The organism is Mycobacterium kyogaense (assembly GCF_036946525.1).
GTDB classification, from domain to species: Bacteria; Actinomycetota; Actinomycetes; order Mycobacteriales; family Mycobacteriaceae; genus Mycobacterium; species Mycobacterium kyogaense_A.
In genome coordinates, this window is record NZ_JAQIIY010000009.1 from 96,522 (window position 1) to 111,698 (window position 15,177).

A 15,177-nucleotide genomic window follows, 5' to 3' on the forward strand; every position below is an offset into this window, starting at 1 on the left:
TAGGACGAATCGGCGGTGGGCTCGGACGGCTGTCGCGGCGCGCCATGGCAGCATGAGGCGGTGAGCAGCCGCTGGCAGTCCTCCGACCGGCCCCGCGGCACCGACTACGACGCCCGCTGGGAGCGGCTGAAAGCGGCCGGCCGCAGCGTCCACGGTGAAGCCGACCTGGTGGAGGCACTGCTGCGCGACTCGGGCGGCACCCGGGTCCTCGACGCCGGCTGCGGCACCGGGCGCGTCGCCATCGAGCTCGCCGCCCGCGGGTTCTCGGTGGTCGGCGTCGATGCCGATCCCGCGATGCTGACGGTCGCCCGGGACAAGGCCGCCGATCTGCGGTGGGTGCAGGCCGACCTCGTCGACACCGCGACGGCGGTGCCCGAGGACTTCGACCTGGTCGTGGCGGCGGGCAACGTGATGATCTTCCTCGACCAGGGAACCGAGCCCGCGGTCGTCGCGCAGCTGGCGGACCGGCTCAGCCCCGGCGGACTGCTCGTGGCGGGTTTCCAGCTCCTCGCGGGCCGATTGACGCTGCAGCGCTACGACGACATCGCGACCTCAGCAGGTCTGACGCTGGCGCACCGGTGGGCGACATGGGAGCGGGCACCATTCAACGGCGGTGACTACGCGGTCTCGGTGCACCAGCTCACATAGACGCGATGAGCCTCTTGACCCTTTCGTCCACCGACCGGAACGGGTCCTTGCACAGCACCGTGCGCTGCGCCTGATCGTTGAGCTTGAGGTGCACCCAGTCGACGGTGAAGTCGCGGCCGGCTTCCTGTGCGGCACTGATGAATTCGCCACGCAGTTTGGCCCGGGTGGTCTGCGGTGGGGTGTTGACCGCAGCCTCGATCTCCTCGTCGGTGGTGATCCGGGTGGCCAGGCCCTTGCGCTGCAGCAGGTCGAACACGCCGCGGCCGCGCTTGATGTCGTGGTAGGCGAGATCGAGCTGGCTGATCTTGGCATCGGAGAGATCCATGTCGTAGCGATCCTGGTAGCGCTGAAACAGCTTGCGTTTGATCACCCAGTCGATCTCGGTGTCGACTTTCGCGAAGTCCTGGCTCTCCACGGCGTCGAGCTGGCGACCCCACAGATCGACGACCTGCTCGATCTGGGTGTTGGGTTCGCGGGTCTGCAGGTATTCCACGGCGCGCGCGTAGTACTCGCGCTGGATGTCGAGCGCGCTGGCCTGCCTGCCGCCGGCCAGCCGGACGGGACGGCGGCCGGTCAGGTCGTGGCTGACCTCGCGGATCGCCCGAATGGGGTTGTCCAGTGAGAAGTCCCGGAACGCGACGCCGGCCTCGATCATCTCCAGCACCAGCGACGCCGAGCCCACCTTGAGCATCGTGGTGGCTTCGCACATGTTGGAGTCACCGACGATGACGTGCAGACGCCGGTACTTCTCGGCGTCGGCGTGCGGCTCGTCGCGGGTGTTGATGATGGGGCGCGAGCGGGTGGTGGCGCTCGAGACGCCCTCCCAGATGTGCTCGGCACGCTGCGACAGACAGAACGTCGCCGCCTTGGGGGTCTGCAGCACCTTGCCGGCCCCGCAGATCAGCTGACGCGTCACGAGGAACGGCAGCAGCACATCCGAGATCCGGGAGAACTCCCCGGCCCGCACGATCAGGTAGTTCTCGTGGCACCCGTAGGAGTTGCCTGCCGAGTCGGTGTTGTTCTTGAACAGGTAGATGTCGCCGCCGATGCCCTCGTCGGCCAGGCGCTGTTCGGCGTCGATCAGCAGGTCCTCGAGGACGCGCTCCCCGGCCCGGTCGTGGGTGACCAGCTGCGTTAGGTTGTCACACTCGGCCGTCGCGTATTCGGGGTGACTGCCCACGTCCAGATACAGGCGTGCGCCGTTGCGGAGGAAGACGTTGCTGCTGCGGCCCCACGACACCACCCGCCGGAACAGGTAGCGGGCGACTTCGTCCGGGCTGAGCCGGCGATGCCCGTGAAAGGTGCAGGTCACGCCGAATTCGGTCTCGATGCCCATGATCCGTCGCTGCACCTCATCGAGACTACAAGCTGGTCGGCGCACGCGTGGGCGCCCACGCCCAAGACGCCTGTGGATAACTCCTGGGACGCACGTGTGCGGGTGCCAGCATGAGCCATGGGGGAAATCACCCGAGTGGACGTTCAACGCCTGGTGCAGCTCGCCGACCGCATCGCCGCGATCGCCGACGACATCGAGGCGCTGCGGTGCCCCGCACTGGATGTGGGCGCGCTGCCCGGCTCGGCGGTCGCCGAGGTGACGGACGCCGCGGCGCTCGTCGACGAATTCGACGACATGGTCGCGGGACTGCGGGGATGGTCGCTGGCGGCCCGACGATCAGCCGAGGGGTTCGAGCGGGCGGACCGTGACAGCGGCGACCGGCTGGGCGGGTGACGCTGCCCACGGTCACGCAGGCTCGGACGTGGCGGCCGGAGGCACTCACCGAACTTGCGCAGCACTGGGATGCGACCGCACGCCGCGTCGACGACGCCGCCGACGACGTCGCCGCACTGATCGAGTCCAGCCGCGACCACTGGGCGGGCCACGCCGCCGACGCCGCGGGCAAGCGGGCCCGCGAACTCGCTGCCGCAGCCTCCGCCCGGGCGCGGGCGTTGGTCGCGGCGTCGGTGGCCGCAAGCGACGGTGGCCACCAGATCGCTTCGGCCAGAGCCGATCTGCTGGACATCGTGGCGACTGCCCGCCGCGACGGATTCACCGTCGCCGACGACGGTTCGGTGGCCCCGACCGGTGAGGCAGACCCGCTGCTCGTGTTGCTGACCGGCGGGGATGCCGCGACGCTCGCGCAGATCCTCGCCGTGCGCGCCGCAGAGGTGCAGGATCAGATCACCGCTGCTCTCGGGCGATTGGCCACCGCCGACGAGGACGCGGCCGCCGACATCACCAGCGCGCTCGGCACCGACGACACGACCGGTCCGCCCGCGACTGTGCCGACCGACGTCGTGAGTGCGTGGCCCAGGATGGGGCAGGATGCGATCGCGGCCCAGATCGCGGCGATGACGACACAGCAGCGCGATCGCTTGGTGGCCGAGTTCCCCCGGCAGGTCGGTAACACCGACGGCGTGCCCTGGGCGCTGCGGGTCGCGGCGAACCGGATCAACATCGCGGAAGCGATCCTCGCCGAGTCGGGCGACGACGACGGCTCGCGGCGTCGGCTGTCGCTCTATCGGGAATTGCTCGCCGAGGTGGACGATCCGAATCAGGCCGGTGGCCGCGTCAGGCGCCAGATCCTCGGTTTCGATCCGGCCCGCGCGTCACTGATCGAGCTGCACGGCGACCTGGCCTCCGCGCGTGGTGTCGCTGTCCTGGTGCCCGGCGTCAACACCACGATGGAGGGTTCGGCGGCCAACGTCGCGACGGCCCGTCGCTTCGTGGCGGGTTCTGAGGGTGAGGTCGCCATGATCACGTATCTGGGTGGCCCGTTCCCGCAGGTCCACAATCCACTGGCGGTCCTGCTCGACGCGGCCGATCCCGACAAGGCGCTGGACCTGGCGCCGCGCCTGGTCGCGTTCAGCGAAGACGTCGAGCGCACCGTCGGCCCGGGCGTGCCTGTGACGGTCATCGGCCACTCCTACGGGGGCTCGATCGTCGGCACCGCCGAGACGATGGGGATGACCTCGGATCGCACGCTGTTCCTCGCCGCGGCGGGCGCCGGGGTCGGCGTCGACGACGCGTCGGAGTGGCACAACCGCAACCCCGACGTCGTACGGTTCTCGATGACCGCGCCCGGAGACTTCATCGAGGCGGTCCAGGGCATTCCGGGCGGCCCGCACGGCGCCGACCCCGACGAGATGGCCGGAGTGATCCCGCTGGCCACCGGTCGGTACGACGACGGCGGCTTCGTGGCCGGGTTCGGCGCCCACAGCGGCATGCTGAACCGGCCCTCGGACTCCTGGCGCACGATCCTGGCGGTGATCACCGGAGACGCCGAGACCTGGCAGCACGCACGCATCGACTGACACCCCCGGAATCAGGACAAGATCAATCCTGTTGCTACCCAAGCGATGACGATCACCCCCTCCCCAGTGCTGTGGACTCCGCAGCGCGTCCTGGTCACCCGCTCGGCCGCAGAGCTACCGCATGGCGCCGAGATCATCCGACGGTGCGAAGCCGCCGGCGTGCCGGCGATCGACGTGCTCGCCGGCGACCGGCTGCCGTCGCTGCGCGGTGCCGACGAACGAACCACGTACGCAGCGGCCAAACGCACGCTGGCCGTGGTCGTGGCGCCGCCGTCGAAACGCCGGATGCAGCCGATCCCGCCCAGCGCGGACTGGCGGATGGACCTCGCCGAGGGTTGCCCCGGGCACTGTCAGTACTGCTATCTCGCCGGATCGCTGAGCGGGCCGCCGATCACGCGGGTGTACGCCAACCTGCCCGAGATCCTGGCCGGGATGGACGACCACGTGGGCCGCGGCACCGTCACGTCGGCCTCGGCTCGCGCCGGCGAAGGCACCACCTTCGAGGCGTCCTGCTACACCGACCCGTTGGCGCTCGAGCACGTCACCGGTTCGCTGTCGGCCGCGATCAGCCACGTCGGCACCCACGACTGGGCCGCGCCGGTGGGCCTGCGCTTCACGACGAAGTACGACGACGTCGCGCCGCTTCTCGCTCTGCCCCACCGGGGACGCACCAGGGTGCGGGTGTCGGTCAACGCCGAAGAGGTCGCGGGGCGCTTCGAGGGTGGCACGGCCCGCCTGCCGCGCCGCGTGGCGGCGCTGGCCCAGCTCGCCGCGGCGGGCTATCCGGTGGGCCTCACCATCGCTCCGATCATGCCGATCCCCGACTGGCGGAACTCCTACGGCGCGCTGCTGCAGTCAGTGGCTGAGGCGACCGCAGGCTTTCCCGAGCTCGATCTGACCGTCGAATGCATCACCCACCGCTTCACCGCCGCCAGCAAGGAGGTGCTGACGTCGTGGTATCCGCGCACGAAACTGGAGATGGACGAGTCCGTGCGCACCCGCAAGTTCGGCAAGTTCGGCGCGGCCAAGTACGTCTATCCGAAAGAGACCATGGCGCAACTGCATTCGTGGTTCGACAGTGAGATCGCCGCGACTCTGCCCACCGCCCGCGCGCTGTACTGGACCTGAACCCTCACAACCCGGACATCCCGACGGTGCCGACACGCCGTCGCACGGCGGCGATCTCACGCAACCCGTCACCGAGCTGGCTGCGATCCAATGGGGAGAGCTCCGACGACGCGACGATGTCTCCGGGCGGGCGTCCCGCGGTGATCTGCTCGACCTGATGCGCCATCCGCATGCGCTGCAGCATCGTGAACACCTCGGTCAGCGTGCGGGCGTCTCGCTCGGTCAGCGCGCCGGCCTGCGCGGCGGCGGCGAGCCGGGTCGGGGTCGAGGCCGACGTGACCCCGGCGACCAGGCCGCCCCACCGCGCGAGGTTCACGATCGGCGTCACCGCGTGGTTCTTGAGGTCGAACGTGCCTCCGCGCCGGGACAGCACGTCTCGCAGCGAGCGGGTCCGCATCCGGCCCGAGAGGGCGTCGAGCAGCTGCAGACGCAACGCCTCCGGGTACTGCTCGCGGATGCGGTGATACGCCGACGGCACGGTGTGCAGTCCAGGATCGCCCCACACCACGCGCCCGTCGATCAGCAGCGAGGAGAACATCAACCCCCGGCCCTGGAGCGGCTCGGCCAGCCAACCCTGCGCGGCGGTGCGCCACTCCGACTGGGAGCGTGAAAATTTCGGCTTGTCGGCGGTGGCCCCGTTGCGATCGGTCGGCAAGCCGGCTTGCGCGAGCAGCTCGTGGACGTCGGCGGCGATCTGCCGGAACCGGTCGGCGCGCTCACCGAGACCGTCTTGCCATGACACCGCACTGTCGACGTCAGAGGACGGCATCGCTTCACGGCGCGCGACGCTGCCGAGCGTGAGCCAGGCGAATCCGTCCGGTGGCGGGCTCCCCGCTTGCGTCACAACGATTTCCAGAGCACGGCGCACCAGGCTGTCGACGACGACCGACAGGATCGCGCTCGTCGCGACCGCCTTCGTGCCATTGCGGAACAGATCGACAGCCGTGCCGGTGACCTGCCGGCCCACCTCGCGCAACTGGGCGGCGTCATCGGCTGCAGCGATCGAGCGGCGCAGCAAGAAACTCTGTCGCGCCGAGGCCGCCAGCAGATCGGCGTCCTCGAGGACGCCGAGCACCTCTCCGCGCGGCGTCAGCACCGGCATGTGCCGCAGCCCGCACTCCAGCATCTCCATCAACACGCTGTCGGCAGTCAGATCAGCGGTGACCGTACGGGCCGGTGCACTCATCACCGACGCGATGGCCACGTCCACCGACCGCCCGGCGGCCACCACCCGAGTGCGCAGATCACGGTCGGTGAAGATGCCCAAACTCGCGTCTCCTGATTCGCGAGGGAGGCGGATCAGGGCATACGACACGTGGTGACCGGTCATCTTGACCACCACGTCACGCACGGTCTCGTCCGGCTGGACCAGCAGGACGTCGCCGTGCACCAGCTCGGACACCGGCCGGGCATCGGTGGCCGGCGCGATGGTCGCCCGCTCGGCGGCCCGATTCCACCCCGAGGCGGCGAGGAAAGCCAGGCCGGACGGTTTGGCGAACTGCTGCTGCACCAGGGCACCCGGCAGCCGGATCAGCGTGCTCGGCGCGGATGTTCTTGCCTGGAAGTCCATTCCGGCGCCGCTGAGCAGGGGCAGGTAGCCGAAGATCTCGCCCGGGCCGACGTCGTCGATCACCACGCCGTCCCCGCTGCCACGGAGGGTGACCAGGCCGTCACGGACCATCCACACCGCGTCGGGCACGCGCGATGCGTAATCGGCCACCACGACGTCGGCCGGGAACGTCTCGACCGCGGCGCCCTCGGCGAGCGCGGTCAGCTCGTCGTCGGTCGCGGCCTGGAACGGCGTGTGTGCGGCCAGGAACTCGGCCAGCCCGGCCGGGTCAGCCCGCTCGGATGAGATCGGCACACTTCTCCGCCATCGTCATCACCGTGATGTTCGGGTTCACCGCAGGCAGTTTCGGCATCGCCGAGGCGTCGACCACCCGCAGGCCCGTCACGCCCTTGACCCGCAGCTGCGGATCCAGCACCGCCATGGGGTCCGTCAGCGCACCCATCCGCGCGGTCGCGGCCGGGTGGTACACGGTGTTGTGGCACTGGTGGATGTAGTCGAGGAGCTCGTCATCGGTGGTGGCCTCGGGTCCCGGCGCGAGCTCACGCGCGATCCAGGGTGCCAACGGCGACTGTTCGGCGATCCGACGGGCCAGCTTCACACCCGCGAGCATGATCCTGTCGTCGTAGCCGTCCGGATCGGTGAAATAGCGGGGGTCCACACGGGGACGGTCGCGGAAATCGCGAGTGCGCAGCCGCACCGTGCCGCGTGAGTGGCCCTGAGTCACGTTGGGCGTCAAGCAGAATCCGTTGTCGGTGGTGGGATACCCGCGGCGCAGCGTGTTCATGTCGAACGGCACGCTGCCGTAATGCATCATCATGTCGGGCTGACTGACACCCTCGTCGATCGTGGTGAACAGCCCGATCTCCCACCACTGTGTCGAGGTGGTCACCATCGGCTGGGCGGCCCTCCCAGAACACCAGGCCCTCGACGTGGTCGTCGAGGTTGGCGCCCACGCCCGGCGAGTCGACCCGGACGTCGATGCCGATCTCCCGCAGATGCGCGGTGGGTCCGATTCCGGAGAGCATCAACAACTTCGGGGTGTCGATCGCGCCGGCGGTGACGATCACCTCGCGGCGGGCCGCGACGGTGTCGTAACCGGTCAGATCCGGCCGCTGGTACCGAACCCCGGTGGCACGCAGGGCGTCGTCGAACAGGATCTCCGACACCCACGTGTCGGTCCGGAGCTCCAGGTTCTTGCGCGTGCCCAGGATGGGGTGCAGGAACGCGTGCGACGTGGAATTGCGGATGCCGTCTTCACCGGCGTTGATCTGGAACCAGCCTGCGCCGTTGCGCACGGTCTGTCCGCGGTTGAACGACACCGTGGGCAGTCCGGCCAACGCGGCAGCCTCGAGAACAGCTGTGCCGCAGGGATCGTCGGGCGGAACATCACGCAGCGTCACGGTCTTGGTGAGCCGCTCGACCAGCGGGCGCACCTCGGCGGCACTCCAGCCCGTCGCGCCCATGGCCGCCCACTCGTCGAGCGCCTCTGCCGGCGGATGGAAGGCGATACAGGAGTTGTGCGACGAACACCCGCCGAGCACCTTCCCGCGCGCGTGCCGCATGAACGAGTTGCCTCGCTCCTGCGGTTCGACCGGGTAGTCCCAGTCGTACCCGGAGTCCAGCAGGTGCATCCAGTCCGCCAGCACCAGGATCTTGTCATCGTCGACATCCGACGGGCCTGCTTCGATCAGGCACACCGTGACGTCGGGGTCCTCGGACAACCGGGGCGGCGAGCACACAGCCCGCCGTGCCGCCACCGGCGATGACGTAGTCGAACACGCCCGTCTCAGCCATCGGTGCGGGCCTCCGCGACGGTGGCCGCGGCATGCGACTCGAGCGTGCCGATGTGGTTGCGGCCCTTGACGGCATACCACAGCAACCCGGCGCCGAGGATGACGCCGATGTACACGAAGGCACCCCAGGTGTTGTACCAGGGCTCGCCGTACACGGCGGCGCGCGGCCAGGCGAGGTTCAGCGCCATGCCGACACCCCAGACCACCGCGACGATGTTGACCGGCAGACCCCAGCGGCCCATCGTGAAATAGCCACCCTCTTTGAGATCCGCGGGCGGCCACTGCCCCTGCAGCCGCTTCTTGAGCAGCGGACCGGTCACCATCAGGTAAGCCAGGTAGATCATGATGATCGCGATCGAGGTCAGCACCGTGAAGATCTTGGGTTGCTCGATGTTGATCACCAGGATGATCACCGAGATCACCCCGATCGTGACCGCGGGGACGATCGGCGTCTGGGTCTTGGGGTGCACCGTGGCCAACCGCTCACCGAAAGGCAGCGCGTTGTCGCGCGCCATCGCGAACGTGAGCCGGATCGCCGCCGTGTGCACGGCCAGCGTGCACACCGTCACCGCCACCACGATGCAGACGAGGAAGATCTTGCCCAGCGGTCCCCACATCACCGATTCGACGATGTACTGCAGCCCGCCGGAGCTCTCCCCCAGCTTCGGGTCCTCGAGGTTCGGCGCGGCCATCACCGCGAACACCAGGATGGCGCCGCCGATCACGAACGAGGCCAGGATGGCCCGCAGGATCGCCTTGGGTGCGGTGCGGCGCGGCTCCACGGTCTCCTCACCGAGCGAGGACGCCGTGTCGAAGCCGTACATCACATACCCCGACGCCAGCGATGCGACCAGGAACGCACCCAGATAACCCATCGACTCTCCGGCGCCGTATCCGTTGGTGGAAAAGAAGATATCGGGCCCACGCTCGATGTTGACGGCCAACAGCACAGCGATCAGCACGGCTGCGATCAGCTCGATGAACACGCCGGCGCTGTTGATCATCGCCATCAACCGCACGCCCAGGGCGTTGACCAGCGTGGTGAACGCGATGAGGATCGTGCCCAGCAGCACCGCATTGGCGGCGTAATCGTATTCGCCGGTGCCGTCGCCGATGATCTGGAATCCGCTCCACAGCCTCGGCAGGTTGAGCTGATAAGCCAGCGCCACCGCCGAGATCGTCACGATGGACGCGGTGAGCATCAGCCAGCCCGATGTCCACCCCACGATCCGGCTGGCCAGTTTCTTGCTCCAGTTGTAGACCGACCCGGCGACCGGGTACTTCGCCGCGAGCTCCATGAAGCACAGCGCGACGGCCATCTGCCCGACGAACACGATGGGCCATGACCACAGGTACGCGGGTCCTGCGCTGGAGTATCCGAAGTAGAACAGCTGGAAAGTGCCGGTGAGGATCGAGATGTAGCTGACCCCGGCCGCGAAGCTGGCGAACTTGCCGATGCTGCGGTCCAGGGACTCTTTGTAGCCGAAATCCTCCATGCCGCTGTCGTGGTGAGGATCTTTGATCACCATGCGTGTTGCCCTTCTACTCCGGGACTGCCCTCAGTGTGTGAACCAACCCGCGGCAGCGGGGGCCGTGTTGTGCCAGATGTGTTTGAGCTCTTGGTATTCAGCCAACCCGGAGGGTCCGAGTTCGCGCCCGTTACCCGACGCACCGAAGCCGCCCCACTCCGCGGCGGCGGTGTAGTAACCGAAGTCGTTGAGCCACACGGTGCCGTGCCGCAGGGCACGCACCACCCGTTCGCCCCGCGCCGAGTCCGAGGTGCGGACACCGGCGGCGAGCCCGTAGCGCGTGTCGTTGCCCAGCGCGATCGCCTCGTCCTCGGTCGTGAATCGTTCGACGGTGAGGATCGGTCCGAACGTCTCCTCGGTGACGATGCGCATCGACCGGTCGCAGTGGTCAAAGATCGTGGGCAGGTAGAAGTAACCGTCCGCCAACGCCGGGTCGGCGGGCCGCTCACCACCGCACACCAGCGTCGCCCCCTCGGAAACACCGAGCGCCACATAGCTTTCGACCTTGGCGCGATGCTGTTCGGAGACCAGCGGCCCGGTCTCACTCGCCGGGTCGAGCCCGTTGCCGACACGGATCGTGGCTGTCCGCTCGGCCAGCGAGGCCACGAAGTCGTCGGCGATGGAGTCTTCGAGGATGACCCGGGTGCCCGCCGAGCACACCTGTCCGGAGTGCAGGAACACCCCGGTGAGGACGTGGTCGACGGCGGCATCCCAGTCGCCGCTGTCACGGACGTCGGCGAAGACGATGTGGGGGTTCTTTCCACCGAGCTCCAGCGCCACCTTGGTGACGTGCTTGGCGGCCGTCGCGGCGATCGTGCACCCGGTCGACAGGCCGCCGGTGAACGAGATGAAGTCGACGTCCGGATTGTCGGTGAGCGCAGCGCCCAACGTCGCGCCGCTGCCCTGCAGCAGGTTCACCACACCGGGTGGCACGCCCGCTTCGTCGAGCAGATGAACGAACGCGATGGTGCTCAGCGGCGTGACTTCACTGGGTTTGGCGACCATCGTGCATCCCGCCGCCAGCGCCGGGGCCACCTTCCACGACATCTGCAGCAGCGGATAGTTCCACGGCGCGATGAGCACACACACGCCGATGGGCTCGGCCACCACCCGGCTGATCACCGCAGGGTTTCCGACGTCGACGAGCGTGTCGGCTTCGACGCCGATCAGGCGCGCATAGTAGCGGAACACCGACGTGACGTCGTCGATGTCGATACGACTCTCCGCCAATGTCTTTCCGGTGTCGCGTGTTTCCAGCAGCGCGAGGTCTTCCTTGTCACGCTGAAGCAGTTCGGCGATGCGGTGCAGCAACTCGGAACGCTCGGATGCCGTGGTGGCACTCCACGTTCCTTCGTCGAAGGTGGCGCGGGCCGCCGCCACCGCGGCGAGCGCGTCATCGGAGGTGGCTTCGTCGACCACGGCGGCGACGCTGCCGTCGGCTGGGTTGACGATCTCTCGTGTGCCACCGTCGGAGGCGTGCCGCCAGGCACCACCGATACAGAGGTCAGGTTGACCGTCCATGCCCGCGTCGGCCTCCTCGCCTGGTGTCTCGACGTCGCCAGCGGGGACACTACCCAGTCGGGGCACCGTGCGCGCGGTGGTTCGTCAGGAACGGGCGGGACCGTCACCCACGCAGGTGAGGAGATGCGTCAGAAGAGGAGAGTCAGCCTTCGGTGTTCTCGGCCGCAGTCTGCTCGGCTGCGGACGTGGTCGACGGCAACAGCGCCTCGAGCGCGGTTCCGGTGATGCGGCGGAATGCCCGCCGCGGCCGGTTGGCGTCGAGCACCGCGACCTCCAAGGTGCCCGGACCGAGGACGCGCGGCTCACTGCCGTTGCCGCCGGCGCCCAACGCGGTCACCGCGGTCGACACGGCTTCACCGAGACTCAGGTTCTCCGAATACGACTCGGTCAGCGCGGTCGAGATCGGCTCGGTCGTCCCACCCATCACCACGAAGTGCGGCTCGTCGGCGATCGACCCGTCGTAGGTGATCCGGTACAGCTCGGGCGGCTTGGTCTCGCCGTAGTGGGCCACCTCGGCCACGCACAGCTCCACCTCGTAGGGCTTGGCCTGCTCGGTGAAGATGGTGCCCAGCGTCTGGGCGTACACGTTGGCCAGCTGGCGCCCGGTGACGTCGCGGCGGGAGTAGGCGTAGCCCTGCGTGTCGGCGAATCGGATACCACCGCTGCGCAGATTGTTGAACTCGTTGAACCGGCCGACGGCGGCGAAGCCGACGCGGTCGTAGAGTTCGCTGACCTTCTGCAGCGAGCGCGACGGGTTCTCGGCGACGAACAGCACACCGTCGGCGTAGGCGAGCGCGATCACGCTGCGGCCGCGGGAGATTCCTTTGCGGGCGAGCTCGGACCGCTCCCGCATCGCCTGCTCGGGTGAGATGAAATAGGGGAAGCTCACAGCTGCTCACCTCCGGCGCTCTCGGCGTCGGGCCCGAAAGTGTCTGCCCGCGAACGACTGTCGATGATCTCGCGGGCCAGCCCCGCGATCTGCTGCTCGGCCACCTCGACCGCGCCGTCGGCGGTGATGACCACCGCGGTCGGGTAGATGCCCCGCACCAGGTCCGGACCACCGGTGGCCGAATCGTCGTCGGCGGCGTCGTAGAGCGCCTCGATGGCCACCCGCAGCGCCGAGTCGGCGTCGCGCACCCGGACGTACAACTTCTTCATCGACGACTTGGCGAAGATCGAGCCCGAGCCGACGGACTGGTAGCCCTCTTCTTCGAGGTTGTGGCCGCCGGCGGCGTCGAACGACACGATGCGCCCTGCCGCCTCCGGATTCGGGTCGTCGAGGTCGTAACCGGCGAGCAGCGGCAGCGCGATGAAGCCCTGCAATGCGGCTCCCAGGTTGCCGCGCACCATGGTCGCGAGCCGGTTCACTTTGCCCGGGAACGTCAGCGGGACGCCCTCGAGCTTCTCGTAGTGCTCGAGCTCGACGGCGTAGAGGCGGGCGAACTCGACCGCGATGGCGGCGGTGCCCGCGATGCCGGTGACCGTGTAGTCGTCGGTGATGTACACCTTCTGCACGTCACGGCTGGCGATCATGTTGCCCTGAGTGGCGCGGCGATCCCCGGCCATCAGAACTCCACCCGGGAACTTCAGCGCCACGATCGTGGTGCCGTGCGGCACGACGTCGGTCGGCAGGGCGGTCGGCACCGATCCGCCGGCGCCCGGGAGCAGATGAGGTGCCTGATGACGCAGGAAATCGGAGAACGACGACGGATTCACACCGCCGTGCGACAGGCCTGCGGGCAAGGCGTCAAAGGCTCCCGGTAACGGGTGGGCAGAGGACTGATCGCGATGCGGCCAGGTCACTGTCCACCCTTCTGCACGTACGCACGCACGAAGTCTTCTGCGTTCTCTTCCAGGACGTCGTCGATCTCGTCGAGCAGATCGTCGGTTTCCTCGGTCAGCTTCTCGCGGCGCTCCTGGCCGGCAGCCGTGCTGCCGGTGAGGTCGTCGTCCTCGCCGCCTCCGCCGCCGCGCTTGGTCTGCTCCTGCGCCATCGCTGCCTCCTGCGTCTCTCACTCCAGGCGTGACATTCGAAGATGTCGCTACCCGCCGTTCCTTCACACTACCGGTCAGCCGCCGGATTGCCGGGGATAGCCCGATCAGGTCGTGAGTTGCTCGACGAGCTCGGCCGCGCTGTCGACCGAGTCCAGCAACGCACCGACGTGGGATTTGCTGCCTCGCAGCGGCTCGAGGGTCGGGATGCGCACCAACGAGTCACCGCCGAGATCGAAGATCACCGAATCCCAGCTGGCCGCCGCGATGTCGGCGCCGAAGCGGCGCAGGCACTCTCCGCGGAAGTACGCCCGGGTGTCGGTGGGCGGGTTGTCCACGGCGTCGAGCACCTGCTGCTCGGTGACCAGCCGCTGCATCGAGCCGCGGGCCACCAGCCGGTTGTAGAGGCCCTTGTCCAGCCGCACATCCGAGTACTGCAGGTCCACCAGATGCAGCCGGGGGGCGTTCCAGCTCAAGTTCTCCCGATTGCGGAAACCCTCGAGCAGCCGCAGCTTGGCCGGCCAGTCCAGCAGGTCGGCGCACTCCATCGGGTCCCGCTCGAGCAGATCCAGCACGTGGGCCCACGTCTCGAGAACGTGGTTGGCGCGTGGGTCGGGGTCACGGCTGTCGACGAGCTTGGCCACCCGATCGAGGTAGATGCGCTGCAGCGCAAGGCCGGTCAGCTCGCGTCCGTCGGCCAACGCCACCGTCGCCCGCAGGGACGGATCCCGGGAGAGCACGTGCACGGCATGCACCGGACGGGCGAGCGCGAGGTCGCTCAGATCGATGCCGACCTGCGCACCCTCCTCGATGACGTCGAGCACGAGCGAGGTGGTGCCGACCTTCAGGTAGGTCGACGTCTCGGCCAGGTTCGCGTCACCGATGATCACGTGCAGGCGCCGGTACTTGTCGGCGTCGGCGTGGGGTTCGTCGCGGGTGTTGATGATGCCGCGCTTGAGCGTCGTCTCGAGGCCGACCTCGACCTCGATGTAGTCCGAACGCTGGGACAGCTGGAAGCCCGGCTCGTCGCCGGACGGTCCGACCCCGACGCGACCGCTGCCGGTGACCACCTGACGGGACACCAGGAACGGGGTCAGGCCGGCGATGACCGACGAGAACGGCGTCTGCCGCGACATGAGGTAGTTCTCGTGAGAGCCGTACGAGGCACCCTTGCCGTCCACGTTGTTCTTGTAGAGCTGCAGTTTCGCCGCGCCGGGCACACTCGCGACGTGGCGGGCCGCGGCCTCCATGACGCGCTCCCCGGCCTTGTCCCAGATGACCGCGTCCATCGGGTCGGTGCACTCCGGTGCGGAGTACTCCGGGTGGGCATGGTCGACGTAGAGCCGGGCGCCGTTGGTGAGGATCATGTTGGCCGCGCCCACCTCGTCGGCGTCGACGACGGGCGGCGGCCCGGACGAGCGGCTCAGGTCGAAGCCCCGCGCGTCACGCAGTGGGGATTCCACCTCGTAATCCCAGCGCGTGCGCTTGGCTCGCTGGAGGCCGGCCGCCGCGGCGTAGGCCAGGACCGCCTGGGTGGACGTCAAGATCGGATTCGCGGTCGGATCGGACGGCGAGGAGATGCCGTACTCGACCTCCGTTCCGATGATCCGTTGCATAGCGACCAGCCTAGAGGTGCGCCATGATCGGCTCGCAGCTGCCCGGTCCGGAATACCGTCGATGAGCT

General features: G+C 68.6%; 12 protein-coding genes and 1 pseudogene. 4 read left to right on the top strand and 9 right to left on the bottom strand.

All coding sequences use genetic code 11. The features are described 5' to 3' along the window. Positions 1-60: 60 nt before the first annotated feature. A complete protein-coding gene (locus tag PGN37_RS07635; RefSeq protein WP_335330421.1) occupies positions 61-648 on the top strand; it encodes a class I SAM-dependent DNA methyltransferase in 588 nt (195 codons plus the stop codon). On the opposite strand, the gene pafA is transcribed toward PGN37_RS07635, so the two are convergent. Continuing rightward, on the bottom strand, positions 641-1,999 hold the full coding sequence (pafA, locus tag PGN37_RS07640; RefSeq protein WP_143820094.1) for a Pup--protein ligase: 1,359 nt from the start codon (positions 1,997-1,999) through the stop codon (positions 641-643). The genes PGN37_RS07635 and pafA overlap by 8 nt on opposite strands. Positions 2,000-2,101: 102 nt before the next feature. On the opposite strand from pafA, the gene PGN37_RS07645 reads away from it, so the two are divergent. The 3 genes from PGN37_RS07645 to PGN37_RS07655 are packed head-to-tail and all read left to right on the top strand — an operon-like array spanning position 2,102 to position 5,088. Next, positions 2,102-2,377 carry a DUF7162 family protein gene (locus tag PGN37_RS07645; RefSeq protein WP_335330422.1) on the top strand — a complete coding sequence of 92 codons (276 nt, stop codon included), beginning with the start codon at positions 2,102-2,104 and terminating at the stop codon, positions 2,375-2,377. Continuing rightward, positions 2,374-3,960 carry an alpha/beta hydrolase gene (locus tag PGN37_RS07650; protein WP_335330423.1) on the top strand — a complete coding sequence of 529 codons (1,587 nt, stop codon included), beginning with the start codon at positions 2,374-2,376 and terminating at the stop codon, positions 3,958-3,960. Before PGN37_RS07645 ends, PGN37_RS07650 begins: the two co-directional genes overlap by 4 nt. Before the next feature lie 45 nt (positions 3,961-4,005). Next, positions 4,006-5,088: a spore photoproduct lyase family protein gene (locus tag PGN37_RS07655; protein ID WP_335330424.1), complete on the top strand. Its 1,083-nt coding sequence runs from the start codon at positions 4,006-4,008 to the stop codon at positions 5,086-5,088. 4 nt (positions 5,089-5,092) lie between these two features. Here PGN37_RS07655 and PGN37_RS07660 read toward each other — a convergent pair whose 3' ends face one another. The 8 genes and pseudogenes from PGN37_RS07660 to dop form a co-directional block, all read right to left on the bottom strand. Then, positions 5,093-6,952, bottom strand: coding sequence for a putative nucleotidyltransferase substrate binding domain-containing protein (locus PGN37_RS07660; RefSeq protein WP_335330425.1), 1,860 nt, complete (start codon positions 6,950-6,952; stop codon positions 5,093-5,095). Then, a pseudogene (locus tag PGN37_RS07665) lies at positions 6,927-8,452 on the bottom strand (GMC family oxidoreductase). Before PGN37_RS07665 ends, PGN37_RS07660 begins: the two are co-directional and overlap by 26 nt. Beyond that, positions 8,445-9,980 (bottom strand): APC family permease, encoded by a 1,536-nt coding sequence (locus PGN37_RS07670; protein ID WP_335330426.1) that lies wholly within the window; start codon positions 9,978-9,980, stop codon positions 8,445-8,447. Before PGN37_RS07670 ends, PGN37_RS07665 begins: the two are co-directional and overlap by 8 nt. A gap of 30 nt (positions 9,981-10,010) precedes the next feature. Then, positions 10,011-11,501: an aldehyde dehydrogenase family protein gene (locus PGN37_RS07675; RefSeq protein ID WP_335330569.1), complete on the bottom strand. Its 1,491-nt coding sequence runs from the start codon at positions 11,499-11,501 to the stop codon at positions 10,011-10,013. A gap of 142 nt (positions 11,502-11,643) precedes the next feature. Next, positions 11,644-12,390: a proteasome subunit alpha gene (prcA, locus tag PGN37_RS07680; protein ID WP_335330427.1), complete on the bottom strand. Its 747-nt coding sequence runs from the start codon at positions 12,388-12,390 to the stop codon at positions 11,644-11,646. Continuing rightward, entirely contained in the window at positions 12,387-13,304 is a 918-nt protein-coding gene (gene prcB, locus PGN37_RS07685; RefSeq protein WP_335330428.1) for a proteasome subunit beta, read from the bottom strand. The genes prcA and prcB overlap by 4 nt, the downstream gene beginning before the upstream one ends. Then, on the bottom strand, positions 13,301-13,495 hold the full coding sequence (locus PGN37_RS07690) for a ubiquitin-like protein Pup (RefSeq protein WP_046365221.1): 195 nt from the start codon (positions 13,493-13,495) through the stop codon (positions 13,301-13,303). Before PGN37_RS07690 ends, prcB begins: the two co-directional genes overlap by 4 nt. A 105-nt stretch (positions 13,496-13,600) precedes the next feature. Beyond that, complete coding sequence (dop, locus tag PGN37_RS07695) at positions 13,601-15,109, bottom strand: depupylase/deamidase Dop (RefSeq protein ID WP_335330429.1); 1,509 nt, start codon at positions 15,107-15,109, stop codon at positions 13,601-13,603. Between the last annotated feature and the right edge of the window lie 68 nt (positions 15,110-15,177).